Annotated in this window: 22 protein-coding genes and 1 tRNA gene; 10 read left to right on the top strand and 13 right to left on the bottom strand. The window is 67.7% G+C overall.

Annotated features, from left to right (window positions below; translation table 11 throughout):
• The first annotated feature begins 15 nt into the window (after positions 1-15).
• The 3 genes from EH199_RS09680 to EH199_RS09670 are packed head-to-tail and all read left to right on the top strand — an operon-like array spanning position 16 to position 1343.
• Complete coding sequence (locus EH199_RS09680; RefSeq protein WP_125957071.1) at positions 16-270, top strand: permease; 255 nt, start codon at positions 16-18, stop codon at positions 268-270.
• Positions 267-908 (top strand): d(CMP) kinase, encoded by a 642-nt coding sequence (locus tag EH199_RS09675; RefSeq protein ID WP_124809045.1) that lies wholly within the window; start codon positions 267-269, stop codon positions 906-908. Before EH199_RS09680 ends, EH199_RS09675 begins: the two co-directional genes overlap by 4 nt.
• A 54-nt stretch (positions 909-962) precedes the next feature.
• A complete protein-coding gene (locus EH199_RS09670) occupies positions 963-1343 on the top strand; it encodes a PilZ domain-containing protein (protein WP_124809044.1) in 381 nt (126 codons plus the stop codon).
• A 19-nt stretch (positions 1344-1362) separates the two neighbouring features.
• Here the strand turns inward: EH199_RS09670 and EH199_RS09665 are convergent, their stop codons facing one another.
• Entirely contained in the window at positions 1363-2322 is a 960-nt protein-coding gene (locus EH199_RS09665; protein ID WP_124809043.1) for a DUF808 domain-containing protein, read from the bottom strand.
• Positions 2323-2633: 311 nt separating this feature from the next.
• On the opposite strand from EH199_RS09665, the gene EH199_RS09660 reads away from it, so the two are divergent.
• From EH199_RS09660 to lpdA, 6 genes are all read left to right on the top strand, one after another.
• A complete protein-coding gene (locus EH199_RS09660) occupies positions 2634-2951 on the top strand; it encodes a hypothetical protein (RefSeq protein ID WP_124809042.1) in 318 nt (105 codons plus the stop codon).
• A gap of 36 nt (positions 2952-2987) precedes the next feature.
• Positions 2988-3359 carry a hypothetical protein gene (locus EH199_RS09655; protein WP_124809041.1) on the top strand — a complete coding sequence of 124 codons (372 nt, stop codon included), beginning with the start codon at positions 2988-2990 and terminating at the stop codon, positions 3357-3359.
• Positions 3360-3742: 383 nt separating this feature from the next.
• On the top strand, positions 3743-4705 hold the full coding sequence (mdh, locus tag EH199_RS09650; protein ID WP_124809040.1) for a malate dehydrogenase: 963 nt from the start codon (positions 3743-3745) through the stop codon (positions 4703-4705).
• Between the two features lie 310 nt (positions 4706-5015).
• The gene (locus EH199_RS09645; RefSeq protein WP_124809039.1) at positions 5016-7856 is read left to right on the top strand and encodes a 2-oxoglutarate dehydrogenase E1 component; all 2841 of its coding nucleotides are present in this window, start codon (positions 5016-5018) and stop codon (positions 7854-7856) included.
• A gap of 50 nt (positions 7857-7906) precedes the next feature.
• On the top strand, positions 7907-9139 hold the full coding sequence (odhB, locus tag EH199_RS09640) for a 2-oxoglutarate dehydrogenase complex dihydrolipoyllysine-residue succinyltransferase (RefSeq protein ID WP_124809038.1): 1233 nt from the start codon (positions 7907-7909) through the stop codon (positions 9137-9139).
• A 100-nt stretch (positions 9140-9239) separates the two neighbouring features.
• On the top strand, positions 9240-10637 hold the full coding sequence (lpdA, locus tag EH199_RS09635) for a dihydrolipoyl dehydrogenase (RefSeq protein ID WP_124809037.1): 1398 nt from the start codon (positions 9240-9242) through the stop codon (positions 10635-10637).
• A 207-nt stretch (positions 10638-10844) separates the two neighbouring features.
• Here the strand turns inward: lpdA and EH199_RS09630 are convergent, their stop codons facing one another.
• The 7 genes from EH199_RS09630 to proC form a co-directional block, all read right to left on the bottom strand.
• Positions 10845-11765: an NAD(P)-dependent oxidoreductase gene (locus tag EH199_RS09630; RefSeq protein ID WP_124809036.1), complete on the bottom strand. Its 921-nt coding sequence runs from the start codon at positions 11763-11765 to the stop codon at positions 10845-10847.
• Between the two features lie 13 nt (positions 11766-11778).
• Positions 11779-12912, bottom strand: coding sequence for a glutamate 5-kinase (gene proB / locus EH199_RS09625; RefSeq protein ID WP_124809035.1), 1134 nt, complete (start codon positions 12910-12912; stop codon positions 11779-11781).
• Positions 12913-13020: 108 nt separating this feature from the next.
• Positions 13021-14082, bottom strand: a complete 1062-nt coding sequence (gene obgE, locus EH199_RS09620) for a GTPase ObgE (RefSeq protein ID WP_124809034.1) — start codon at positions 14080-14082, stop codon at positions 13021-13023.
• 109 nt (positions 14083-14191) lie between these two features.
• Positions 14192-14267 (bottom strand) — tRNA-Ala (locus EH199_RS09615).
• 92 nt (positions 14268-14359) lie between these two features.
• Positions 14360-15106, bottom strand: coding sequence for a hypothetical protein (locus tag EH199_RS09610; protein WP_124809033.1), 747 nt, complete (start codon positions 15104-15106; stop codon positions 14360-14362).
• A 199-nt stretch (positions 15107-15305) separates the two neighbouring features.
• Complete coding sequence (locus EH199_RS09605) at positions 15306-16049, bottom strand: Bax inhibitor-1/YccA family protein (protein WP_124809032.1); 744 nt, start codon at positions 16047-16049, stop codon at positions 15306-15308.
• A 296-nt stretch (positions 16050-16345) separates the two neighbouring features.
• Positions 16346-17155 carry a pyrroline-5-carboxylate reductase gene (gene proC, locus EH199_RS09600; RefSeq protein WP_190287202.1) on the bottom strand — a complete coding sequence of 270 codons (810 nt, stop codon included), beginning with the start codon at positions 17153-17155 and terminating at the stop codon, positions 16346-16348.
• A gap of 88 nt (positions 17156-17243) precedes the next feature.
• Here proC and EH199_RS09595 point away from each other — a divergent pair, with 88 nt between their 5' ends.
• A complete protein-coding gene (locus EH199_RS09595; RefSeq protein WP_124809031.1) occupies positions 17244-17579 on the top strand; it encodes a hypothetical protein in 336 nt (111 codons plus the stop codon).
• Between the two features lie 6 nt (positions 17580-17585).
• Here EH199_RS09595 and EH199_RS09590 read toward each other — a convergent pair whose 3' ends face one another.
• From EH199_RS09590 to EH199_RS09570, 5 genes are all read right to left on the bottom strand, one after another.
• Positions 17586-18089, bottom strand: a complete 504-nt coding sequence (locus EH199_RS09590; protein WP_124809030.1) for a YbjN domain-containing protein — start codon at positions 18087-18089, stop codon at positions 17586-17588.
• A gap of 181 nt (positions 18090-18270) precedes the next feature.
• Entirely contained in the window at positions 18271-20565 is a 2295-nt protein-coding gene (locus tag EH199_RS25015) for an SPOR domain-containing protein (protein ID WP_124809029.1), read from the bottom strand.
• Positions 20566-20668: 103 nt separating this feature from the next.
• Positions 20669-22120: a cell division protein FtsZ gene (gene ftsZ / locus EH199_RS09580; RefSeq protein ID WP_124809028.1), complete on the bottom strand. Its 1452-nt coding sequence runs from the start codon at positions 22118-22120 to the stop codon at positions 20669-20671.
• Between the two features lie 179 nt (positions 22121-22299).
• Positions 22300-23583: a cell division protein FtsA gene (ftsA, locus tag EH199_RS09575; RefSeq protein WP_124809027.1), complete on the bottom strand. Its 1284-nt coding sequence runs from the start codon at positions 23581-23583 to the stop codon at positions 22300-22302.
• A gap of 3 nt (positions 23584-23586) precedes the next feature.
• Positions 23587-24564 (bottom strand): cell division protein FtsQ/DivIB, encoded by a 978-nt coding sequence (locus tag EH199_RS09570; RefSeq protein WP_124809026.1) that lies wholly within the window; start codon positions 24562-24564, stop codon positions 23587-23589.
• Positions 24565-24566: the final 2 nt, after the last annotated feature.

The following is a 24566-nucleotide window of genomic DNA, read 5'->3' as shown; positions in this document are numbered from 1 at the left end:
GGCGGATACATGCGCATGACGGACACCGGCGCGAACATCGCGGGCTTCGCGGGAATGGCCTGCATCATCTTCGCCTATGCCTATACCACCCGGCAACAGACGCCGAACCCGTTCGTCCAGCACGGCGTGAACCTGGCCGGCGCGGGATTGCTGACGCTGTCGCTGCTGGTGCACATGAACCCGGCATCGTTCGTCCTCGAATTCTTCTGGGCCGCGATCGCCATCTGGGGGCTGGTCAAGGCCTACCGCAACCGGAGAGCGCAACCGTGATCATCGCCGTGGACGGCCCCACCGCATCGGGCAAGGGCACCATCGCCAAGGCGCTGGCCCGGCACTATGGCCTGCCGCATCTCGACACCGGGCTGCTCTATCGCGCAGTGGGCTGGCAAGTGGCGCACACCGGCGGCGATCCGGACAAGGCCGACGACGCGCTGGCGGCCACAGCGTTTCCCGAGGCGCTGCTCGACGAGCCGGAGCTTCGCAGCGAAGCGACCGGCAGCCTTGCCAGCCGCGTGTCGGTCCACCCCGCCGTGCGCGCCGCGCTGCTGGAGCGGCAGCGCGCGTTCGCCCACCAGCCGGGCGGCGCGGTGCTGGACGGGCGCGACATCGCCACTGTGATCGTGCCCGGGGCCGACGCCAAGCTGTTCGTGACGGCCAGCGTGCCCGCGCGGGCGCTGCGGCGGTGGAAGGAAATGCGCGAACGCGGGCAGGACGTTAGCCGCGAGGCGATCGAGGCGGACCTCGCCCGGCGCGACGAGCGCGACAGCACCCGTGCCGAAGCCCCGCTGCGCCAGGCCGAGGGCGCGGCGCTGCTCGATACCTCCGCGATGCCGCCCGAAGTGGCGATTGCCGCCGCGATCGCGCTGGTCGACCGGCAGGTGGCTGGAAATATTTCGTCCCGCTCCTGAAATCCGCGCCGCTTCCGCCGTCCTGCGATTGTGGTTAACGGCGCGGAGGCGAAAATGTGGATCGATCGGGAAGACATTACCCATCTGCACAAGCGCCGCGCGCGGCGCATCGGTTTCGAGCTGCCCGTCCGGGTGAAGCACGGGCTGGTTCGGTCAACGGCCATGCTTAAGGACCTGACAACCCATGGCGCCCGTATCGCGGGCATCGCCGAACTGCACATCGGCGAAGGGCTGACGCTGTTCCTGCCCGATCAGCCCGCGACCACGGCTTTCGTCGTCTGGTCCGAACCGATGTCGTCCGGACTCGAATTCGCGTCGCCACTGGGCGAGAATACTTTCGCCGAACTGGTTGCCGGCTACGCGCTGGGACAGGCCCGCCCCCACATCGCCAGCGGCCTGGAAGCGCTGCGCACGCTGCGGCCCGCCTATTGCTGAGGCGTTCCGCGCGGGCCGATCAATCCCCCGCGCCACGGCGCATGGCGCCGAAGAGATGGACCACCATCGCGAGTACCGTGCCCACGACCAGCCCGACCACCGCCGAGACCCCGGCATAGGCCAGCCAGCCGGCAACGCCGCCCGGCACCCCTTGCCCCACGCCCGCCTGCACCGCGTGCTGGATGCCGTGCGCCAGGGCCGCCGGATGGTGGAACCCCAATTCGTCCGCGCCGTGGAGCAGGATGCCCCCGCCGACCCACAGCATCGCCGCCGTGCCCACCGTGGCCAGCAACCACATCACGCGCGGCATCGCCGCCACCAGCATTCGCCCGAACCGTCGCGTCATCGCCCCCGCGCCCGGCCGCCGGGCGAGATGAAGGCCGATATCGTCCATCTTCACGATCACGCCCACCGCGCCATAGACCGCGATGGTGATGAGAATGCCTACGATCGCGAGGATGATCGCGCGCGCGATCAAGCCCTGCCCGCTGACTTCGGCCAACGCGATCGCCATGATCTCCGCCGAAAGGATGAAATCGGTGCGCACCGCGCCTGCCACCCGCTGATGTTCGAACGCGGCAACATCACCGACAGGACCGTCGAGCGTTTCGCCGTGCTTGTCGCCGCCGAGCTTCTCCATCACCTTTTCCGCGCCTTCGAACGACAGGTACAGCCCACCCAGCATGAGCAGCGGCACCACCGCGGCCGGCAGGAACTCGCTGAGGATCAGGGCGATCGGCAGCAGGAACAGCAGCTTGTTGCGCAGGCTGCCGCGCGCGATGCGGAAGATCACCGGCAGTTCGCGATCCGGTGTGAAGCCGGTGACGTAGGACGGCGTGACCGCCGCGTCATCGATCACCACGCCCGCCGCCTTGGCCCCGGCCTTGCCCGCCGCCGCGCTCACATCGTCCAGCGAGGCGGCCGCCGCGCGGGCGATCACCGAAACATCGTCAAGCAGCGCGACCAGGCCCGATGGCATGTAAAATTATGTCCCTGAAAGCAGTTGGCCCGCCCGGTGTGGACAGGCCAATGGATTATCGCAAGGCGCAACAACGGGCAATCGCGGCGAAACCGGCGAGGACGGGCGTGGGAGAATGAGTATTTCATCCGATGCGGTTGTTTTGGAACGGCGTGCCCCCGCTTTGGCGGCAAGGCGGCGTGCCAAGCGCAACAGCCTTAACGCGCCCTACACCTTGTCGCCCAACGCTCCGTTAGCGGCATAGGGGTAGAACCGCAGGATCGATACGGATGGTCGCCACAACGGCGACATCAAGGAGAGATTGGTCGCCCATGCTACGTTTTGCCCCCCGCTATGGAATCATCTCGCCCTGCCTCGTGCGGCCGGCGCGACGAGGAGCGATCCGGGCGGCGAACGATAACGGCGCGCCGCGCACCGGGCAGGACCTTCAGGCGGATTCGCTGGTCGACGCGGCGCTGCGCCTGTTCGGCACGCACGGCCTTTCGGCGGCGGCGCGGGCCTGCGACGCCGCCCACGAGGCGGAACGCCTGGGCGATCACGAGCGCGCCGAATGGTGGATCGCGGTATGCGACACGCTGGACCACCGCATGGCCCGCGCCTTCCGCCGCCAGCAGGCGCGGGCACGGTAGGAAGGGCCGGGAGCGCGGCGCGGGGGCGGGTTGGGTATGTCCAGGAACGCGAAGATCGCCGCTATCATCAGCGTCATTCCGCTGACGTTCTTTCTGATCTATCTGAGTTTAGCCGTCCAGTGCGCGATCAATGGCGACCCGGCATTTGACGTTGTGGTCAAACCGGCTGTGGTAATGATGGCTTTCCCGCTTATGTATCTTCTCCAGGACGGAAAGAGCCGGCAGGAAATAATAGACCATCTTTTGGTGGTTTTCAGCATGGCCGGTGGAACTGCGCTGGTGCTCAGTTTCGGACTGGCATGGCTGGCGGATTGGCGTGTCAGGAAGGCGATCGCCTTCAGCGCCGACGATAAACCGCAGCCGACGGCGGAAGGCACGCGGACCAAGGTTGGCGATATCTTTGATTGACGTGGCCGCGGGCACCGCCGCGCTAACCGTCCCAGCACCCGACCCGTATAACGCATCCTTCGACAAGCTCGGGACGAACGGGTTTGGGGATTGGAGACACACCCGCACCCTCCGTTCCCCGGCCATTTCCGCCCGTGGATTCATCCACCGTTCAGGCTGATCGCGAGACTCGGAAACAGCGCCGCAATGCTTCGCTTGCTATTGCGAACTGTTATCACAAAAACCTTGCAGATCATACCTTTTTCGCGGTTGCTTTCGCCAAAAAGCGGGCCTACGGGCCGTTTTACCCGTCAGGCACCCTTCCCGGCACGCGGGACGCGGGAGGGCTGAGAGGCGGTTGCTTGAGCGTTTGTCCCGCGTCTACGGGGAAAGGACCGTAAAGCATGGCACGCAAGAAGATCGCACTCATCGGCGCAGGCAATATCGGTGGCACTCTGGCCCACCTCGCCGCCCAGAAGGAACTGGGTGATATCGTCCTGTTCGACGTCGTCGAGGGCGTTCCGCAGGGCAAGGCGCTCGACCTTTCGCAGTGCGGCCCGGTCGAGGGCTTCGACGCCAGCATCATCGGCACCAACGATTACAAGGACATCGCGGGCGCGGACGTCATCATCGTCACCGCCGGCGTCGCCCGCAAGCCGGGCATGAGCCGTGACGACCTGCTGGGCATCAACCTGAAGGTCATGAAGGCCGTGGGCGAAGGCATCCGCGACAACGCGCCCGACGCCTTCGTCATCTGCATCACCAACCCGCTCGACGCGATGGTCTGGGCGCTGCGCGAATTCTCCGGCCTGCCGCACAACAAGGTGGTGGGCATGGCGGGCGTGCTCGATTCGGCGCGCTTCAGCACGTTCCTGGCCTGGGAATTCGGCGTTTCGGTGCGCGACGTGAACTCGTTCGTGCTCGGCGGCCACGGCGACACCATGGTTCCGGTGGTCGAATATTCGACCGTCGCCGGCATCCCCGTCACCGACCTCATCAAGATGGGCGCCTCCACCCAGGAAAAGATCGACGCGATCGTGGCGCGCACCCGTTCGGGCGGCGGCGAAATCGTCGGCCTGCTCAAGACCGGTTCGGCGTTCTATGCCCCCGCCGCCTCGGGCATCGCCATGGCCGAAGCCTATCTGGGCGACCAGAAGCGCGTGCTGCCCTGCGCCGCCTATGTCGACGGCGCCTATGGCGTTGACGGCCTCTACGTGGGCGTGCCGGTGGTGATCGGCGCGGGCGGCGTGGAAAAGGTCATCGAGATCAGCCTCGACGACGCGGCCAAGGCCAACCTCCAGGTCTCGGTCGACGCGGTCAAGGAACTGCTGGTGGCCTGCAAGGGCATCGACGGCTCGCTGGCCTGATCGCTTCCCTGGCGACCCCGCGCTCCCATCCGGTGCGCGGGGTCGATCGGGCAACTGCCACGCCCGGCGATACGACTGTTTAGGATTATCGCGGCATAAGCCGCTTTCGCGGACCTTCCGCACCACGGACGAACCCATCCCGAAGAATGGGGACCATCTTTCATCCGGCGATCTCGCGGAACACGGGCCGACTGCCTATATTCCACCGGTCGCCACCCGGCCGCAAACCGGGACGCCGCATCCCTGATGCCCCCGCCGTTCGGGGGCTGACTGATCCCCTCCTCCCCGGGGAAAGGACTGGACCGAGACCATGGGCCAAGAACTGCACGAATTCGACGTTGATCCCAGCCAGGAAGGCCCGCAGCAAGGCCCTTCGTGGCAGAGCAAGCGCTGGCCGATCACCGATGCCGCGCAGGGCGATGACCTGACCCAGGCGCTCGACCCGATGGCGCTGCGGCTGGTGGTGGAAAAGGCCGCCAAGAAGCCCGGCGCGCCCGCGCTGGACGAAGCCGCGCTGGAACAGGCGGCATCGGATTCGATCCGCGCCATGACATTGATCCGCACGTTCCGCGTGCGAGGCCATCTGGCGGCCAACCTCGATCCGCTGGGCCTGGCCAGGCAGGAACTGCCGGCCGACCTTTCGCCCGAATACCACGGCATCAGCGGCGCGGCGCTGGACCGCAAGGTCTATCTCGGCGGCGCGCTGGGGCTGGAATGGGCCACCTTCCGCCAGCTCGTCGACATCCTGCGCCAGAACTACTGCGGCAAGATCGGCTTCGAGTACATGCACATCGCCGACGTGGAGGAGCGCCGCTTCATCCAGGACCGCATCGAGGGCGGCGACAAGGCGATCGACTTCACGCCCAACGGCAAGAAGGCGATCCTGGCTGCCGTGATCCGCGGCGAACAGTACGAGAAGTTCCTGGGCAAGAAGTACGTCGGCACCAAGCGCTTCGGCCTGGACGGCGGTGAATCGATGATCCCGGCCCTGGAAGCCGTCATCAAGTACGGCGGCCAGCTTGGCGTGCGCGAGATCATCTATGGCATGGCCCATCGCGGCCGCCTGAACATCCTGGCCAACGTGATGGCCAAGCCATACCGCGTGATCTTCCACGAATTCTCAGGGGGCACCGCCAACCCCGAGGACGTGGGCGGATCGGGCGACGTGAAGTACCACCTGGGCACCAGCACCGACCGCGAGTTCGACGGGATCAAGGTGCACATGAGCCTGCAGCCCAACCCGTCGCACCTGGAAACGGTGGACCCGGTGGTGCTGGGCAAGACGCGCGCGCAGCAGGCGTTCCGCGATGATATCGGCAAGGGCAAGCACAAGCAGGTGCTGCCCGTGCTGATCCACGGCGACGCCGCTTTCGCCGGCCAGGGCATTGTATGGGAATGCTTCGGCTTTTCGGGCGTACGCGGCTACAACACCGGCGGGTGCCTGCACTTCGTCATCAACAACCAGATCGGCTTTACCACCAGCCCGCAGTTCTCGCGCGGATCGCCCTACCCGTCGGACGTGGCCAAGGGCGTGCAGGCGCCGATCATCCACGTCAACGGCGATGATCCCGAGGCGGTGACCTTCGCCTGCAAGCTGGCGATCGACTATCGCCAGCAGTTCGGCCGCGACATCGTGATCGACATGTGGTGCTATCGCCGCTTCGGCCACAACGAAGGCGACGAACCCGGCTTCACCCAGCCGCTGATGTACGCCAAGATCCGCCAGCATCCGCCGGTCTCCGCGCTCTATGCCGACCGTCTGGTCGAACAGGGCGTGATCGACAAGGACTGGAAGGGCGAAAACGAGGACCGTTTTACCGCGACGCTGGAATCCGAATTCCAGGCGGCCAACACCTACAAGGCCAATGAGGCCGACTGGTTCGGCGGACGCTGGTCGGGCCTCAACAAGCCGGCCGATCCGGTCACCGCGCGCCGCAACGTGGCCACGGGGATCGAGCGCAAGCTGTTCGAAAGCCTGGGCCGGGTGCTGACCACGGTGCCCGACGACCTGACCATCCACAAGACGCTGGGCCGCGTGATCGACGCCAAGCGCCAGATGTTCGCGACCGGCGAAGGCTTTGACTGGGCCACCGGCGAGGCGCTGGCCTATGGCAGTCTTGTCACCGAAGGCTTCAACGTGCGCCTTTCCGGGCAGGATTCCGGGCGCGGCACGTTCAGCCAGCGCCACGCGGTGTGGGTCGACCAGACCGACGAGCACAAGTTCGTGCCGCTGGCCACGCTGCCGCACGGCCGTTTCGAGGTGCACGACAGCCCACTGTCCGAATACGGCGTGCTGGGCTTCGAATACGGCTATGCCAGCGCCGACCCGAAGACGCTGGTGCTGTGGGAAGCGCAGTTCGGCGATTTCGCCAACGGCGCGCAGATCGTGATGGACCAGTACATCGCCGCGTCCGAGGCCAAGTGGCTGCGCGCCAACGGCCTGGTGATGCTGCTGCCGCACGGCTACGAAGGCCAGGGTCCGGAGCATTCGTCCGCCCGCCTCGAACGCTATCTTCAGCTGTGCGCGGAAGACAATATCCAGGTCTGCAACATCACGACGCCGGCCAACTACTTCCACGTCCTGCGCCGCCAGATGCACCGGCCGTTCCGCAAGCCGCTGATCATCATGACGCCCAAGTCGCTGCTGCGGCACCCACTGGCGAAGTCCTCCGCCACCGACTTCATCGGCGATGGGCACTTCATGCGCATCCTGTCGGACACCAACGGTTCCGCCGACGACAAGACGCGCCGCGTGGTGCTGTGCAGCGGCAAGGTCGCCTATGACCTGATCGAGGCACGCGACGCGGCAGAGCTGGACGACGTGCAGATCATCCGGCTCGAACAGCTCTACCCCTTCCCCGGCGAACCGCTGGCAGCGCGTCTGGCGCGAATGCCGAACCTGGAGGACGTGGTGTGGTGCCAGGAAGAACCGCGCAACAACGGTTCGTGGTTCTTCGTCGATCCGCTGATCGAGGAATCGCTGAAGGCCGCCAAGAGCAAGGTGGGGCGTCCGCGCTATGCCGGCCGCCACGCGGCGGCTTCGCCCGCCACCGGCCTTGCCAAGCGGCACGCGGCCGAACAGGCGGCGCTGGTAGCCGACGCGCTGGGCCTTTCCGTTCGCGATGAAATCCGGCGCAAGAAGAAGGCCTGAAGCCCGCCCTCGCAGCCTAGCCCCCCATTCTTCCCAAGGAATACCAAGCAATGTCCATCGAAGTGAAGGTTCCGACGCTCGGTGAAAGCGTCAGCGAAGCGACCGTCGGCCAGTGGCTGAAGAAGCCGGGCGACACCGTGGCCGTGGACGAGCCCATCGCCAGCCTTGAGACCGACAAGGTCGCGGTGGAGGTCCCCGCCCCGGCCGCCGGCGTGATCGGCCAGCTGATGGTGGCCGAAGGCGATACCGTTTCGGTCGGCGCGCTGCTGGCGGTGATCGAGGAAGGCGGCGCCGCTGCCGCCCCCACTACCGCTACCACCCCGGCCCCTGCTCCGGCCCCCGCCGCTGCTTCGGCTCCCGCCGCCGCCACCGCCGATGCCGACGCCGCCGTGCTTTCGCCGGCCGTGCGCCGCGCGGTCCTGGAACACGGGATCGATCCTTCGACCGTCAAGGGCACCGGCAAGGATGGCCGCCTGACCAAGGAAGACGTCCTTTCCGCAGCGCAGGCCAAGCAGGCCGCGCCCGCCGCCGCTGTTTCGGCCCCTGCCCCCGCTGCAGCGCCCGCTGCCGCGTCGACCGCCGGCCGCAACGAGGAACGCGTCAAGATGACGCGCCTGCGCCAGACGATCGCCAAGCGGCTGAAGAGCGCGCAGGAGAACGCCGCCCTGCTCACCACGTTCAACGACGTGGACATGGGCGCGGTGATGGAAGCGCGCGCCAAGTACAAGGACGTGTTCGAGAAGAAGCACGGCGTGAAGCTGGGCCTGATGAGCTTCTTCGCCAAGGCATCGGTGCTGGCGCTGAAGGACATCCCTTCGGTCAACGCGCAAATCCAGGGCGAAGAGATCGTCTATTTCGACTACGTCGACATCTCGGTCGCGGTCTCGGCCCCGAACGGTCTGGTCGTGCCGGTGGTGCGCGATGTCGACAAGATGAGCTTCGCCGACATCGAGAAGGCCATCGCCGACTACGGCAAGAAAGCGCGTGACGGCGCGCTGACCATGGCCGACATGGCCGGCGGCACCTTCACCATTTCCAACGGCGGCGTGTTCGGCGGGCTGATGTCCACCCCGATCATCAATCCGCCGCAGTCCGCCGTGCTGGGCCTGCACCGCATCGAGGACCGTCCGGTGGTGCGCAATGGCCAGATCGTGATCCGGCCGATGATGTACATCGCGCTGTCCTATGACCACCGCATCATCGATGGCCGCGAAGCCGTGACCGCGCTGAAGACGATCAAGGAAGCGATCGAGGACCCGACGCGCCTGCTGATCGACCTTTGAGGAATGCGTCGCCCCGGCGAAAGCCGGGGCCTCGTTCGGCTGGGTCGCATCTGGCGGCCCGAGATCCCGGCTTTCGCCGGGATGACGAAAGAGAAGACCAATGGCTGAATACGACTATGACGTGCTTGTCATCGGTGCCGGCCCCGGCGGCTATGTCGCGGCGATCCGCGCGGCGCAGCTGGGCCTGAAGACCGCCTGCGCCGAAGGGCGCGAGACGCTGGGCGGGACGTGCCTCAACGTCGGCTGCATCCCGTCCAAGGCGCTGCTGCACGCATCGGAATACTTCGATGCGGCCAGGAACGGCGCGATGGCCAAGATGGGCATCAAGGTGACGCCGGAGCTGGACCTCGACACCATGCAGGGCCAGCGCAAGGAAGCCGTGAAGGGCCTGACCGGCGGCATCGAGTTCCTGTTCAAGAAGAACAAGGTCGATTGGCTGAAGGGCTATGCCACGTTCAAGGACGCGCACAACGTGGAGGTTGCCGGCAAGACGGTGACCGCGAAGAACGTGGTGATCGCCACGGGTTCGTCGGTCACCCCGCTGCCGGGCGTGACCATCGACAACGCCGGCGGCGTGGTGGTGGACAGCACCGGCGCGCTGGAACTGGCCTCCGTGCCGAAGAAGATGGTGGTGATCGGCGGCGGCGTGATCGGGCTGGAGCTTGGCTCGGTCTGGCGGCGGCTCGGCGCCGAGGTGACCGTGGTCGAATTCCTCGACCAGTTGCTGCCCGGCATGGACGGCGACGTGCGCAAGGAAGCCGGCAAGATCTTCAAGAAGCAGGGCCTGAACCTGAAGCTGGGCACCAAGGTGACCGGCGTGGCGGTGAAGGGCAAGGCCGCCAAGGTCACCGTCGAACCGGCCAAAGGCGGCGAGGCCGAAGTGCTCGACGCCGATGTCGTGCTCGTCTCGATCGGCCGGCGTCCGAACGTGGACGGGCTGGGCCTGGACGCGATCGGCCTCTCGCTGAACGCGCGCGGCCAGATCGAGACCGACCACGATTTCCGCACCGCCGTGGACGGCGTGTGGGCGATCGGCGACGTGATCCCCGGCCCGATGCTGGCGCACAAGGCCGAGGACGAAGGCATCGCCGTGGCCGAGAACATCGCCGGACTGACCGGCATCGTGAACCACGACGTGATTCCGGGCGTGGTCTATACCCAGCCCGAATTCGCCGGCGTGGGCCTGACCGAGGAAGCGGCCAGGGAGCGCGGTGACGTGAAGGTCGGCAAGTTCCCGATGCTCGCCAACAGCCGCGCCAAGACCAACCATGAGCCGGACGGCTTCGTGAAGGTGATCGCCGACGCCAAGACCGACCGCGTGCTGGGCGTGTGGTGCATCGCCAGCGTGGCGGGCACGATGATCGCGCAGGCGGCGCAGGCCATGGAATTCGGCGCGACGAGCGAGGACATCGCCTATACCTGCCACGCCCATCCCACGCATTCCGAAGCGATCAAGGAAGCCGCGATGGCGGTGACGGGCAAGCCGATCCACATCTGACGCCCCACATCTGACGCCCCGCGTCAGGTTGTGGTAGCGCGAAAGGCCGTCCGGGAAACCGGGCGGCTTTTTCGTTTGGAGCCATCCTTCGTCATTGCGAGGGGCAAAGCCCCGAAGCAATCCAGGGCGGCGCGCGGGACTCTGGATTGCTTCGCTGCGCTCGCAATGACGATGTTGGGGGCGGGTCACGGATTGCACCCCCGCCCGTCACTTCATCCAGCCGGCCTCGCGATACCAGGCAGCGGTGGCGTGGAGGCCCATGCGGGTTTCGACCTGGGGCTTCCACACGTGTTCGGGCGGGCGGGCGCCGTCGGTAACCTGCCAGTCCGGGTGGCACATATAGCCGACGCGGTCCTCCGTCAGCTTGGCGCCCTTGCCCCGGAACAGGCGGTCCGCCCGCGCGCCCAGCCGCAATACGCCCGGCGGAAGCGGCACAGCGGCGACACGGCGGCCCACGGCGACGCCGATCGCCTTGGCCAGCCCGACATGGGTCCAGCCACCGGGCTGGCCGTCGTCCGGCTCGAACACCTTGTGCGTCACGTCCTCGCCGCCGGGGATCAGCGCCAGCAGCAGGCGGGCGAGATCGCTGACATGAATGATCGAGAGCCGGCCTTCGGGCGGCAGCGGCACCACGCCGCGCCGGGCCAGCTTGAACAGCTCGAACATCTCGGTATCGCGCGGGCCGTAGACCGCGGGCGGGCGCACGACCGTCCAGTCGAGGCAGCTGGCCTTGACCATGCGCTCCCCCCCCAGCTTCGATGCGCCGTAGAGCGACAGCCCAGGCTCGCGCGCGGACAGAGAAGAGACGTGGACCAGGCGCGGCACGCCCGCGTTGAGCGCGGCTTCGACCACGTTGAGCGTGCCGGTAACGTTGCCTTCGCGAAAGCCCGCCTCGTCCGGCGCGCTGACCACGCCGGCGATGTGGAGGACCACGCTCGCCCGGCCGACGAGACGGCGCAGCGCGGCCTTGTCTGCCAGATCGCCCTGCACCCATTCGACCCCGGCGCGCGGTTCCTGCGGACGGCGGGCAAGCGCGCGCACTTCCAGCCCGGCACGCGCGGCGTGGTCCAGCACGGCCTGTCCGACGAAGCCCGTGGCCCCGGTGATCGCCAGCAATTCTCCCGCCATCAGCCGCGCGCCTTCACAACAGGACAAGCTGATCGCGGTGGATCAGGGCGCTGCGCGGGGCATAGCCCAAGATCGCTTCGTGCTCGCGCGTATGGCGGCCGAGCAAGCGGGCGCATTCGGCGGCATCGTATTCGGACAGGCCGCGCGCCAGGATCGCGCCATCGGGGCCGGTGACGGCGATGGCATCGCCGCGCTGGAACTGGCCCTCGACCGTGGTGACGCCGGCGGCGAGCAGGCTGGAGCCGCCTCGCAGCGCGCGCACCGCGCCCTCGTCGACGGTGACCGAACCGCGCACGCGCAGCTTGCCCCCCAGCCATGCCTTGCGCGCCTGCCGCCGCCCGCGCGGCAGGAACAGCGTGCCACGATCGGCGGACAGCGCCGTGCCGATCGGCGAAACGGGCTGGCCATCGATGATGGCGAGCGCCATGCCGGCGAGTTCCGCGATCTCCGCCGCCTGCAGCTTGGAGGTCATGCCGCCGGAGCCGAGGCCGGACGAGGAACCGCCCGTGGCCATGGCGTGGATTTCCGGGGTTACGCCCTTCACGACGGGAATGCGCACCGCGCCGGGCTGGCGTGGATCGCGATCGTAGAGGCCATCGATGTCGGACAGCAGCAGCACGCCCTGCGCGCCCGCCGCCTGCCCCACGCGCGCGGCCAGCCGATCGTTGTCACCGAAGCGGATTTCCTGCGTGGCGACCGAATCGTTCTCGTTGATCACCGGCACCGCCCCGGCCGCGAGCAGCGTGCCGAGCGTGGCCGTGACGTTGAGATAGCGGCGGCGGTCTTCGAGGTCTTCCAGCGTCAGCAGGATCTGCGCGGCGGTAAGGCCGTGCTGCCCCAGCAGCTCCGCCCACAGCCCCGCCAGCGCGATCTGGCCGACCGAAGCGGCGGCCTGCGCATCGGACAGGCTGCCGCGTCCGCCCTTGGCCAGCCCCAGCCGGCGGGCGCCGAGCGCGATCGCGCCCGAGGACACCACGATCACTTCCTGCCCGCGCCCGCGCGCGGCGGCGATTTCCGCGACCAGCGCGGTCAGCCATTCGCGGCGGGGCTGCCCGTCCTTGCCGACAAGCAGCGCGGACCCGACCTTGACCACCAGACGCGGGCAGGTGGCGGGATCGGACAGATGGGCAAGCTGGGCAATCTTCATGGTCCGCGCCGCTTACGGGAAATGGGGCGGGACGTGAAGGGCGATCGGGGCGAAATGCGGCACGGGTGAACGTGCCACCGCCGCCGCGCCGCCATCACGGTCGGGCGGTCATCCCAGCGGGGACCACGGCTGGCGGTCTTCCTCGTCCTCCACCTCGCCCATCGGGCGTTCGGTAACGGTGGCGGCAGGCAGATAGTCCAGCACGGCATCGAGCAGGCGGTCCATGCCCTTGCCGGTCGCGCCGGAAATGGGGAACACGCGGTCCGCCCCGGCTTCGAGCAGTTCCTGCGAGAACGCCTCGACCAGTTCGGCATCGACCAGGTCGATCTTGTTGAGCGCGACGATGCGGGGCTTTTCATCGAGCCCGGCGCCATAGGCTTCCAGTTCCTCCTCGACGATGTGCATCGCTTCCACCGGATCGGTATCGCCGTGGACATCGATCAGGTGGATCAGCACGCGGCAGCGTTCGATGTGCCCCAGGAAGCGATCGCCGATCCCCGCGCCGTCCGCCGCGCCGGCGATCAGGCCGGGAATGTCGGCCAGCACGAATTCGCGGTTGCGATGGCGCACCACGCCCAGCTGCGGCCGCGTGGTGGTGAAGGCATAGGCGCCGACCTTCGCCTTGGTATTGGTGATCTGGTTGATGAAGGTGGACTTGCCGGCGTTGGGCAGGCCCAGAAGACCCGCGTCGGCCAGCAGTTTCAGCCGCAGCCAGACCCACATTTCCTGCCCCGGCCAGCCCGGCCCGGACTGGCGCGGCGCGCGGTTGGTGCTGGTCTTGTAGCTGGCGTTGCCGCGCCCGCCATCGCCGCCGCGCAGCAGGGTGATGCGCTGGCCGGCCTCGATCAGGTCTGCCAGCACGGTTTCGCGATCGTCGTCGAGCACCTGCGTGCCGACCGGCACCTTGATGACAAGATCATTGCCGCCCGCTCCGGTGCGGTTCTTGCCCGCGCCGCCCATGCCGCGCTGCGCCTTGAAATGCTGGGTGTAACGGAAATCGATCAGGGTATTGAGGCCGGCCACCGCCTCGAACACGATATCGCCGCCCTTGCCGCCTTCACCGCCATCGGGGCCGCCATATTCGACGTACTTTTCCCGCCGGAAGCTGACCGCGCCGGGGCCGCCGGCGCCCGAACGGATGAAAATCTTGGCCTGGTCGAGAAAATGCATGGGTCCTGGTGTCCGGCGGCAGGGCGCTGTTTCGATTGAGGTCGGCGCGGCTCTGCGGCCGCCGCCCTCACCTCTTGATAGCACCCGACAAGAGGCCGGTTAAGAATACTGGTGGAGCCGAGGGGGATCGAACCCCTGACCTCGTCATTGCGAACGACGCGCTCTCCCAGCTGAGCTACGGCCCCGTTCCCAGTATCTTCCGCTTGCCCATGACACGCCATGGACCGGCGGGAGCGCGCCCCTTAGCGCAGCCCTCCCGCCGATGAAAGACCAAAAATCACTTTTTTGGCGAGGTGCCCGTTCCGCCGCCCGCAGTGGCCGGAAGCACCACGGCCGAGGCCGGCTGAGCCACGGGCTGGCCGTATTGCGCCTGCCATGCGGCCAGATCGATGCGGTACTGTTCGTAGCGGCGGTAGAAATCGTCGAACACCACTTCGATGTTAGGCAGGCTGCGCACCGCGAAGGCTTCCAGATCGACCGACTTCACGGCTTCGCCATCCTCGCTGACCGCCAGCACGGCATCGCAGAAATGAGGCAGCGTGGGCGGCAGCGCGAAGTGGTTGTAAACCGCCGTCATGTACTGTTCGCGCGGAGCGGTGAAGCGCGCGCCATATTTCTTGCGAAATTCCTCATCGACCTTCTTGTTCGCGGCCGTGAGCGTGCGCGCATGGTTCTTCAGGAACGCGCGATAGCGCACCAGAATGTTGGCGTGCTTGGGTTCGTTGCAGTTGAGCGCGGCGACGTTGTACGCCGAACGCAGGTTCCACAGCATCTGCGACGGCGAGATGTTGCGGTTGACGGATTCGCGCAGCCCGTTGGCATCGGCTGCCGGGAAGGCAAGGTTGTTGCTGGCGCCGTTGGGCGGCATCGGCTTGGGCGGGATGATGACCACCTTCGGCGGCGGGGGCGGCGGAGGCGGCGGCGGGACGACCTTGGGCGCGCAGGACGCGAGTGCGACGGTCAGAACGGCAACCGTGCCGCCGGTAACGATAGCTGGCCCCGAAAGGCGCGAAAAACGGAACATCTGTACTCCCCCGAAGAGCCCGAAGCGCGCGACCATGCCTGCCGCTGCCTGTCTCCAAGATGAAGCAGCGCTGTAACCCCGCGAGACGGCAAAGAAAATGCCCGGCGACCCTTTCCGGCCGCCGGGCATCCCGTTTTGTCCACACTGTGGCGCGTCAGGCCCGCGCTTCAGGGCAACAAATGCCCGCGCGTTCCGCAGATCAGCGGCGATCGCCCATGAACTGCAGCAGGAACTGGAACATGTTGATGAAGTCCAGGTAAAGCGTCAGCGCACCCAGCACGACCGCCTTGCCGACGAAATCGGTGCCGGCGACCTGCGCGTAGGTTTCCTTGAGGCGCTGCGTGTCATAGGCGGTCAGACCCGCGAAGATCAGCACGCCCAGGAAGCTGATGCCCCAGGCAAGGCCCGGCGAGCGCAGGAAGATGTTGATCAGCGACGCGATCAGGATGCCGAACAGGCCCATGATCAGGAAGCTGCCCATGCCCGAAAGGCTCTTCTTCGTGGTATAGCCGAACAGGCTGAGACCGGCGAAAGCGCCTGCGGTGGCGAAGAACGTCACCGCGATCGAAGGGCCGGTATAGACGAAGAAGATCGCCGACAGCGACATGCCCATCACCACGCTGAAGGCCCAGAACAGGCCCTGCATGGCAGCGGTGGACAGGCGGTTGACGCCGAAGCTCATCACCATGACGAAGCCCAGCGGCGCGAGCGCCACGAGCCAGCGCAGCGGCGTGCCGAACACCGCCGCGGCCATGCCGGTGGTGGCGAACAGCAGCGCGACAATGCCCGAAAGCAGCACGCCCGAAGCCATGTAGTTGTAGATCGAAAGCATGTACCGCCGCAGGCCGGCGTCGAAGACTTCGCCGCGACCATAGGCGCCGGAAAGGCTCGGAGACGCGCCGAAGCCCGTCCGAGTGGGCTGAGGATCGTTCCAGTTTGCCATTGTTTCCAAAACTCCGTTGCCGGGCACAATGCCCGATACACGGCAATATCGTAGCATCGCGGGCGGGTTTCAAGCGAAACCGGAACCGGGAACCGGTCGCGAATTGTAAGAATTTGTTGCGGGAGCGACGATGGGGGCGCCTGCGATGGCCATCGCGGGCTTGCGGTACCGGCCTCTGTCCCGGTTCGGCCCCACCCCCAACCCCTCCCGCTTGCGGGAGGGGAGTGAGACTTGCGGTGCCGGAGGCGGCGCTAGTCGCAGCAGGGTGGGCTTTCCGCGCGCCCTGTTCTCAAGACCTACTTCGCCGCCGCGCGCGCCTGTTCGGTCATTTCCGCGCTGCGATCGCGCGCGCCGCGCAGGGTGTCTTCGAGCAGGCGCACCAGCCGGCGATCGGCATCGAGCACGTCGATGCCCACTTGCGTCACGCCGCCTGGGCTCGCCACGCGGCGGGCGAGTTCGCCGGGCGAATGGTCGGACGAGGCCGCCAGCGCCGCCGCGCCTTCGACCATGGCCAGCGCCAGGCGATCCGCCTGTTCGCGCGCGAGGCCGAGCGACGCCGCCGCCTCTGCCAGCGCATCGATGAAGCGGTAGACGAACGCCGGCCCGGACCCGGCCAGCGCGGTGACGAGGTCCATCTGGCCTTCCCCGGCCAGCCATTCGGCCTGCCCCAGCGGCGCCATCAGGCTATCGGTGAGCGCGCGCGCATCCCCTTGCGCATCGCCGAACAGCGCGATCGGCGACTTGCCGAGCGCGGCGGCGAGATTTGGCATGACGCGCACCACCGCCCCGGCATCGGGAAAGGCACCACGCAGCGTGGCGAGATCGACCCCGGCGAGAATGGAGAGAAGCAGCGTTCCCTGGGTCACGAACGGCCGCACCGTGGCCATGGCATCGGCGAACTGCTGCGGCTTGAACCCCAGCAGGACCACATCATAAGCGCCCGTGGCCTCGGCGATCGAGCGCACCAGCCGCACGCCCGCCGGCGCGGCTTCCAGCCGGGGATCGACGATGGTGAACGCCGCCGGATCGGAGCCCGCCGCCAGCCAGCCCGCGAGCATGGCGCCGCCCATGTTGCCACACCCGAACTGAAGGATCTGCACCGTCATGATCTGTCTCCTGCGCCGCGATTTCGGAACCGCGACTGGTCCAGGATCGCGCCAAAGGCAAGAGCGCGCTCGATCAGGATGTTTTCAAATGGCCAATGACGATCGAAGCGATGGCATCTGGCGCCGGTGCCGCAATCCTGTCCGGATTTTCATTCGGCCCTCAGTCTTCGGTCATGCCGGGCGCGGTATGGTGATCGCCATGGACAACACCGACACGCAAACGAGGGCAAAGCTGGTGCGCGGACTCATGTGGAGCGCGCCGCTGGCAATCGCCCTGTGGGGTATGCTGGCACTGGCGGCCCTCGCCGTGGTTCCGCACACCGTCCGCCATGAAATCCACGCTGATGCCCGCTATACGGTGCACGTGCTGAAACGCGATCTCGGGTGGCGCCCGCCCGCTTCCGGACTCACGCGCGCGGGCTGAAACCCGTCAGGCTTCCCCGGCGGCGTCCACCAGCGCGCTGGCCAGGGCATCGGCCGGGGTCTTGTCGCCCCACAGGATAAACTGGAACGCGGGATAGAAACGGTCGCATTCGTCGACCGCCGCCTCGATCGCGGTCTGCGCCTGGGTCAGGCTGAGCAGCCCGTCATCACCCAGCATCAGGCCGTGGCGATAGAGCAGCACGCCGCCGTTCGACCAGATATCGAAATGGCCCAGCCAGACTTGTTCGTTGATGAGCGCCATGACCTCGAAGACCGCGCCCTTCTTGTCATCAGGCACGCGAATATCGGGCAGGCAGAGAATCTGCAGAACGTGGTCCTCGGCGCGCCAGATCGAACGAATCTGGTAATTGGCCCAGCTGCCCTGGATCTCGCCCAGTATCTCGTCGTCCGAAACGAATTCGAACGGCCAGCCGCGCGCCTCGAACAGCGAGGCGAGCATGTCGACGGGCGCCGCGTCATCGCGTTCGCTTTCGTCGTGACCGGTCCGCATCAGACACTCCATCCATCGCAAACGAGCAATCTGCCGTTCGCCTGTCCTGACCCATCGCGGAGCGCGGGGCCGGGGACAATCAACGGTTAACCCGTCGTTGGGCAAAACTCGACAAGGCTGTTTATAACATGTGGACAAGGGGTGAACATCCGGTTCGGATGCGAAAGCCCGCGCGGGCGCCCTAGCGCGCGGGAAGCGGATCGACTGCCTGCCCCGCCGGGCTGGTCCACTGGAAGCCGCTGACGCCGGCGCGGCGCAGCTGGTTGAGGAAGGCCTGCGCGTCGTCGTCGCTGTCGAACGGACCGGTCAGCAGCCGGAAATTGCTGCGCCACGGCGTGATATAGGGCTTGCGCGCTCGCAGCACGGACGCCTCGCGCACCATCCGCTGCCATTCGCGCCCCATCACATCGCGATTGGCGCCGGTCAGCACCTGCACCCAGACGCGGCTGGGACTGGCGGGCGGACGGGCCTTCGCGCCCTTGCCCTTAGCTCCCTTGGTTTCCTTGGCGTCCTTCGCATCCTTGGAGCCCCTGCCCCGGATGTCCGACGCGGTTTCGCGCCCGCGCGGGCCGGGCGCGGAGGTGGCCTCCTCCTCGGTGGCTGCAGCGCGCCCGCGACGCCGCGTCGCGCGATCGGCAGGTTCGGGTTCGGCGGGCTTGGATTCGGCGGCCTTGACCGGGGCCGGCTTCTCCTCGGGAGGCTTGGGCCGCGCGGGCTGGATGCGCGAGATGTCGACTGCGGCCACGGCCTGATGCCGCTCCTCTTCGGGCGGACGGAACCCTTCGAACAGGCTGCGGAAATCGGCGGCATCGGCAGGCAGCGCGGATGCCGCGGGCGAAGACCGGGCCGGTTCGACAATCGCGGTGGGCGGTGGCGCCGCGGATGGCGCGACCGCCGCGACCTGAACCGGTTCGGCCACGGGAGCCGGAGTCGGCGCGGGGGGCGGTGTGGCGGCCGGAGCTGGTGTCGGAACAGCCTGGGCGGTGGCGGTGCTGCCCTGCACCCGCGACAGATCGAAACCCGGGGAGGGTGCGGGAGTGGGCGCTGGTGCTGGCGCTGTTGCTGGCGCGGGCGCGGGCGCGGGCGTCGGAGTCGGCGTAACGACGGGCGTAGCGGCGGCCGTGGCGACCTGGACCGCCGCCGGGGCAGGTGCCGGCGCGGCCATCGCGGCGGGCGGGATACTGCTGGCAGGCGGCGGCCCGTCGAGCCGCGAGGCCGGATAGGGGCGCGGAATCACCAGCGGCCGCTCGCCCGTCGGCTGCAACGCGGCGGTCGAGCCGACAGATGGAGACGCCGCCGTCGCTACCTGCACGGGCGCGGAAGCGGCCGCCGAAACAGGCTGCTGCGTGACCGTGCGCGACGGCATGGGTACGGGGGGCGGCACCGGTGCCGGCGCTGGCGACGGCGTCGGCAACAACGACACGCCGACGCCCGTTGCCGGGCGGGTCGGGGAGGAGGCCGTCGGCGCGGGCGTCGCCGATGCAACGCGCACCGGTTCCGCCCGGCCCGGACGGCGGCGCTTTTCGCGGCTGGGCCGGTCCGCCGCCTGCGTCCCCAACGCCTCGCCCGTCGGAATCAGCGCGGCATCGGCACGCGGCGCGCGCGGATGGAGCGCGGCATATTGCACGACGCGCGGCTCATCACGGCCGATATCCGCCGCGCGCGGGAATCGCCCGAGGTTGGCGGCGGCGGCCTGCTGCGCCGGGGTCAGCCGCGGCATGTAGCGCAGATAGGGCGTGATGCCGGCAGCAAGCTGCTGCGGCATCGAGGCATAGGCGACCGACACCGCCTCATCCTGCTGGCCGGAGATCGCCATGATAAACGTGCGCGTGCGCCACGCCGCGCGGTCCTGCGTCTGCAACAGCGGGTTCAGCACGTTCTCCGATCCGCGCCGATCCCCGGCGATCGCGAGGCTGAGCGCGTAGCGGCGCGCGACTTCCGCATTAGGCCCACGGCTGAGCGCGACCTGGTAGAAGCGCTGCGCCGTGGCATTGTCGCCGATCAGATCGTAGGCCAGCCCGCGATCCGCCGCCATCGGAAACAGATCAGCCCCTGCCCGTTCGGCATCGTCGAAATAGCGGATCGCGGAGAACGGATCGTCGCGGACCAGTGCCGCGCCGATCTGCGCCTTGACCGTGCCGTTGCCCGGCGCAACCTCGTCCGCGCGCTTGAAGAAGCCCAGCGCGGCATCGCTGTCGCCAACACGCTGCGCGGCGTTACCCGCCGCGATCAGGGCATCGATATTGCGCGGATCGCGCGCCAGCCGGTTGAGCGCGGCGTTGAGCGCCTGCGTGCCGCCGACCTGCCCGGTGATGGGTTGCACCACAGGGCGCGACACGGATTCCGGCTGGTCCACATCCTCGTCGACCGGACCCGATGTGGCACGTTGCGCGAAAAGCGCCGAAGCGCTGCAGGCGGCGAGGAGCCCGACCGCAACGCGCGGCCAGACGGTTCGTTTCGACAAATGGCGACTCATGTTGCCGCTCCCTTATCGACATCCCGCAGAACCGGCGACAACAGATCGGCGAAACGGGCGCTCCCGCCGTCCGAATTGCGGCGGCGGGAGGTCCGGACGCGCGTTACTGGTTGTTCTGACGCCCGAGGAAGCGCGGAATATTCAGTGCGCCGCCATCATCCTCGTCATCGGCCGCCTTGCCGCTGCCACGCGAAAGATTGGCCATGCGTTCGAACAGCGTGCTGCCACCGCCACCCGGCGCCACGCGCGGGGTGGCGCGTTCGGCCGGGACGTCGGATGCCTCGCCACCGAAACGCGGGGGAGCACCGATTTCCTCGGACCCGCCGACCACGAGTTCGTCGTTGCCTGCCGCCGAAGTCGGCGGCACGGGCGCGGCATGTTCCTCGCTGAGATCGAGCGTGAGGTCGAGGGCTTCCGGTTCCGGAGCGGCCTCCGCCACGGGCGGCGTCCAGGCAGGAACGGGCTCGGGAGCCTGCTGCACGGGCGGCGCGGGTTCGGGCGCGGCGACGGGGGCCGTCGTCGGGAACGCCGGACCGCGCGAGGCGCCGGGAAGGTTGAGCGGGCGCGCGGCCTGTTCGGCCATTTCGGCGCTCTGCTCGATACCCGTGGCCACGACCGAGACGCGGATCTTGCCATCGAGATCCGGATTGAACGCCGAACCCCAGATGATGTTGGCGTTGGGATCGACCAGTTCGCGGATATGGTTGGCCGCTTCGTCGACTTCGAGCAGCTTCATGTCGTCGCCGCCGATGATCGAGATGATTACGCCGCGGGCACCCTGCATCGACACGCCATCGAGCAGCGGATTGGCGATGGCGCGTTCGGCCGCTTCGAGCGCGCGGTTCGGGCCATCGCCCTCGCCCGTGCCCATCATCGCCTTGCCCATTTCGCCCATTACCGAGCGCACGTCGGCAAAGTCGAGGTTGATGAGGCCGGGCATGACCATCAGGTCGGTGATCGAGCGCACGCCCTGCTGCAGCACTTCGTCGGCCAGCTGGAACGCTTCCTTGAAGGTCGTTTCCGCCTTGGCGACCAGGAACAGGTTCTGGTTGGGGATGACGATCAGGGTATCGACGTGCTTCTGCAGTTCCTCGATGCCCGATTCCGCCGAACGCATCCGGCGCGTGCCTTCGAACAGGAACGGCTTGGTGACCACGCCCACGGTCAGCACGCCCTTCTTGCGCGCGACTTCGGCGATGACCGGTGCGGCACCGGTGCCGGTGCCGCCGCCCATCCCGGCGGCGATGAAGCACATGTGGACGCCGTCGAGCGCGCGCTCGATCTCTTCCATCGTCTCTTCGGCGGCGGCGCGGCCGACTTCGGGCCGCGCGCCCGCGCCCAGGCCCTGCGTGATCGCCGGCCCAAGCTGGATGCGGTTTTCGGCGATCGAGTTGTTCAGCGCCTGCGCATCGGTGTTCACGACGACGAAATCGACGCCTTCGATCCCGGCGCTGATCATGTTGGCGATGGCGTTTCCGCCCGCGCCGCCAACACCGATCACCGTGATGCGGGGCCGAAGCTCATCGATGGCCGGCGGTCCGATGTTGATGCTCATAGCGGTCTCCCGTTCGGGTTGGGTGCGTTTCGGTTGAACTTAGCCGACCTGTGGCACAGTTGGATTCGTCGAATAAAGGTTAAATAGACCTTTTCCACAGGATGAGCGGCCGAATGGTTCGCAAAATCCGCTATTCAGGCGCGCAGCGGTGGATAACTTGCCGTGATCGGGCGCGCACATCAGAAGTATTCCCGCAACGCCCGATAGACCCGCGTGACGAGTCCCAGGCCGGAATAGCGCGCGCTGGGCTGGTAGGCTGGACCAACCGCGCGGATGTCCACCGGATCGGCGGCGGCATAGAGCACCAGCCCGACGAGCGTGGAGGAACTGGGCGTGGCAAGACCTGGCGGCAGGCCGATCATCGTCGGCGGGGCGCCGATCCGCACCGGGCGGCCGAGCGCGGACTGCGCGTAATCGGCCAGCCCCGGCAGTTGCGCGCCCCCGCCCGTGAGCACGACCTGCTGGCCGCGCTGGCCGGAAAAGCCCATCGCTTTCAGCGCCTTGCCCACTTCTTCTGTGAAGTGTCCGAGCTGCTGAGTGATGACCGAGATCAGTTCGGCACGGGGAATGCGGTTCTTGTCGTCGGCGTGGCGCGCCAGCGGCCCCGCGCCTTCGGGATCGCCCGGCGCGTTGACCGGGATCATCTCGCGGTGATCGGCCGGGCTGGCGATGGCCGAGCCGGACATGCACTTGAGCCGCTCGGCCTGGTAGCGGCGGATACCGAAGGCCGAGGCAACGGCGTCCGTGATGTCGCCCGAACCGAACGGGATGACCTGCATGCCCAGCAACATGCCGGCGGCATAGACCGAAACGGTCGTCACTTCCGCGCCGAATTCCACCAGCGCGACGCCGAGTTCGCGCTCTTCCGGCGTCAGGCAGGCATGACCCGCTGCAACCGGCGAACCGACCACGGCCTCGACCTCCAGATGCGCGTTCTGCACGGTCTCGGTCAGGTTCCGGATGGGCGCGCCATCGGCCAGCATGACGTGGATGTCCACCGCCAGCCGTTCGGCATGGAGCCCCTTGGGGTTGGGCACGCCATGCGCGCCATCGAGCGTGTAGTGCGCAGGCTGCGCGTGCAGCACCATGCGGCCATCAGGCTGGATCACCTCGCGCCCGGCAACGAGTAGATGCTCGATATCGTCCTGTTCGATGCGGCGGCCGCCGATGTCCACCTCGACCCGGGCGGTAGTGCTCACCAGCCCCGCGCCGGAGCAGCCGATCCACACCTTCTGCACGCCGGTGTTGGCCATCTTCTCGGCCCGTTCGATCGCGTCGCGCACCGAATGGGTGGCGGCCTGCATGTCGGTCACATAGCCGCGCTTGATCCCCTGCGCGGCGCGGTGGCCCGATCCGAGCACGATCATCTCGCCCGTTTCCGAAAGCCCGGCGATCATCGCCGAAACGCGGAACGAGCCGATGTTGACCGCAGCGAAAAGCCTGGTGATGCGCGGAGCCGCCACGGCCTACTGATCCTTCTCCGCCGCCTTCGCCCGGGCGAGTTGCGCCGCCTTCTTCGCGGCGGCCTTGGCCTCGGCGGCGGCGCGCTGATCGGCCGCCACTTCGTCGGCGTGGCCGGGCACGCGCAGGTACATGCGATCGGACGCACGCATGTCGAAGCTCGCCACCTTGCCGCCGAGCAGGCGGTTCACCCCGTCCATCCGCGCGAAGCCGAGCAGTGCGCTTGCGGACTGGTCATCGCCTTCGGGCAGCGCCAGCACCTGCCCGGTCTTGAACATGATGTTCCAGCGACGGTTGCCGATCCATTCGGCTTCGGCGACCTGCGGCTTCAGCGCCGGGGCGACATCGAGCAGGCGCCCGAGATCCTGCACCTTTTCACCCGCGCCTTCGCCTTCCAGCACCAGCATGCCCTTGGCGCGCGCGGCCGAAACGGGTTCGAGCTCGTGCCCGGTATCGTCGATCAGCACCAGCTTGCCGCCCTTGCGCAGCACCGCGTGGGGCGATCGTTCGACGATGTCCACCACCAGCGTATCGGGCAACTGGCGCGAAACGCGCGCGTCCTTGACCCACGAAAGCTGCATCAGATCACCGCGCAACCCGTCGATATCGAGCCGGGGCATCGACTGATCGCGCTGGCCCAGCACCTTTTCGTAGATCTTCAGCTCGTTCATGCGGTTGACGCCGCGCACTTCGACGCGCTTGACCTCGAACCCGGCGCCCGAAGCGACCTGCGCCAGCTTTTCCTGCGCCAGCATCGGCACGCCGGCCATGCTGGCGACCACCCACACGAGCATCGCCGCCACGCCGAGGATCACCGCCAGCACGATCCGGTGCAGCGTCTCCTCGCTGAACGGCAGCCACTGCATCACGCCATCGATGACGTTGCCGGTCTGCTTCTTGGCGGTGGCCACCTTGCGCTGCGCGCCCTTGGCCGCCGCCGCGCGCCGCACGCCCTTGCCGCTCCGCCGGATCGTCTGCGCCATGG

It is taken from the genome of Novosphingobium sp. LASN5T, from assembly GCF_003856955.1.
GTDB lineage: Bacteria > Pseudomonadota > Alphaproteobacteria > Sphingomonadales > Sphingomonadaceae > Novosphingobium.
The sequence above is the reverse complement of the archived record's forward strand: the minus strand, read 5'-3'. Positions and strand labels throughout refer to the sequence as shown.

Bases quoted from the DNA above. Each gene is read 5' to 3' on its own strand.
- EH199_RS25015 (WP_124809029.1), bottom strand. From the start codon at position 20,565: ATGAGTCGCCATTTGTCGAAACGAACCGTCTGGCCGCGCGTTGCGGTC.
- EH199_RS09605 (WP_124809032.1), bottom strand. From the start codon at position 16,049: ATGGCAAACTGGAACGATCCTCAGCCCACTCGGACGGGCTTCGGCGCG.
- EH199_RS09590 (WP_124809030.1), bottom strand. From the start codon at position 18,089: ATGCGGACCGGTCACGACGAAAGCGAACGCGATGACGCGGCGCCCGTC.
- ftsZ (WP_124809028.1), bottom strand. From the start codon at position 22,120: ATGAGCATCAACATCGGACCGCCGGCCATCGATGAGCTTCGGCCCCGC.
- lpdA (WP_124809037.1), top strand. From the start codon at position 9,240: ATGGCTGAATACGACTATGACGTGCTTGTCATCGGTGCCGGCCCCGGC.
- obgE (WP_124809034.1), bottom strand. From the start codon at position 14,082: ATGCATTTTCTCGACCAGGCCAAGATTTTCATCCGTTCGGGCGCCGGC.
- EH199_RS09680 (WP_125957071.1), top strand. From the start codon at position 16: ATGACGGACACCGGCGCGAACATCGCGGGCTTCGCGGGAATGGCCTGC.
- EH199_RS09655 (WP_124809041.1), top strand. From the start codon at position 2,988: ATGTCCAGGAACGCGAAGATCGCCGCTATCATCAGCGTCATTCCGCTG.
- EH199_RS09610 (WP_124809033.1), bottom strand. From the start codon at position 15,106: ATGTTCCGTTTTTCGCGCCTTTCGGGGCCAGCTATCGTTACCGGCGGC.
- EH199_RS09570 (WP_124809026.1), bottom strand. From the start codon at position 24,564: ATGGCGCAGACGATCCGGCGGAGCGGCAAGGGCGTGCGGCGCGCGGCG.
- proC (WP_190287202.1), bottom strand. From the start codon at position 17,155: ATGACGGTGCAGATCCTTCAGTTCGGGTGTGGCAACATGGGCGGCGCC.
- proB (WP_124809035.1), bottom strand. From the start codon at position 12,912: ATGAAGATTGCCCAGCTTGCCCATCTGTCCGATCCCGCCACCTGCCCG.
- mdh (WP_124809040.1), top strand. From the start codon at position 3,743: ATGGCACGCAAGAAGATCGCACTCATCGGCGCAGGCAATATCGGTGGC.
- EH199_RS09645 (WP_124809039.1), top strand. From the start codon at position 5,016: ATGGGCCAAGAACTGCACGAATTCGACGTTGATCCCAGCCAGGAAGGC.
- EH199_RS09670 (WP_124809044.1), top strand. From the start codon at position 963: ATGTGGATCGATCGGGAAGACATTACCCATCTGCACAAGCGCCGCGCG.
- EH199_RS09595 (WP_124809031.1), top strand. From the start codon at position 17,244: ATGGCCAATGACGATCGAAGCGATGGCATCTGGCGCCGGTGCCGCAAT.
- EH199_RS09660 (WP_124809042.1), top strand. From the start codon at position 2,634: ATGCTACGTTTTGCCCCCCGCTATGGAATCATCTCGCCCTGCCTCGTG.
- odhB (WP_124809038.1), top strand. From the start codon at position 7,907: ATGTCCATCGAAGTGAAGGTTCCGACGCTCGGTGAAAGCGTCAGCGAA.
- EH199_RS09665 (WP_124809043.1), bottom strand. From the start codon at position 2,322: ATGCCATCGGGCCTGGTCGCGCTGCTTGACGATGTTTCGGTGATCGCC.
- EH199_RS09630 (WP_124809036.1), bottom strand. From the start codon at position 11,765: ATGGCGGGAGAATTGCTGGCGATCACCGGGGCCACGGGCTTCGTCGGA.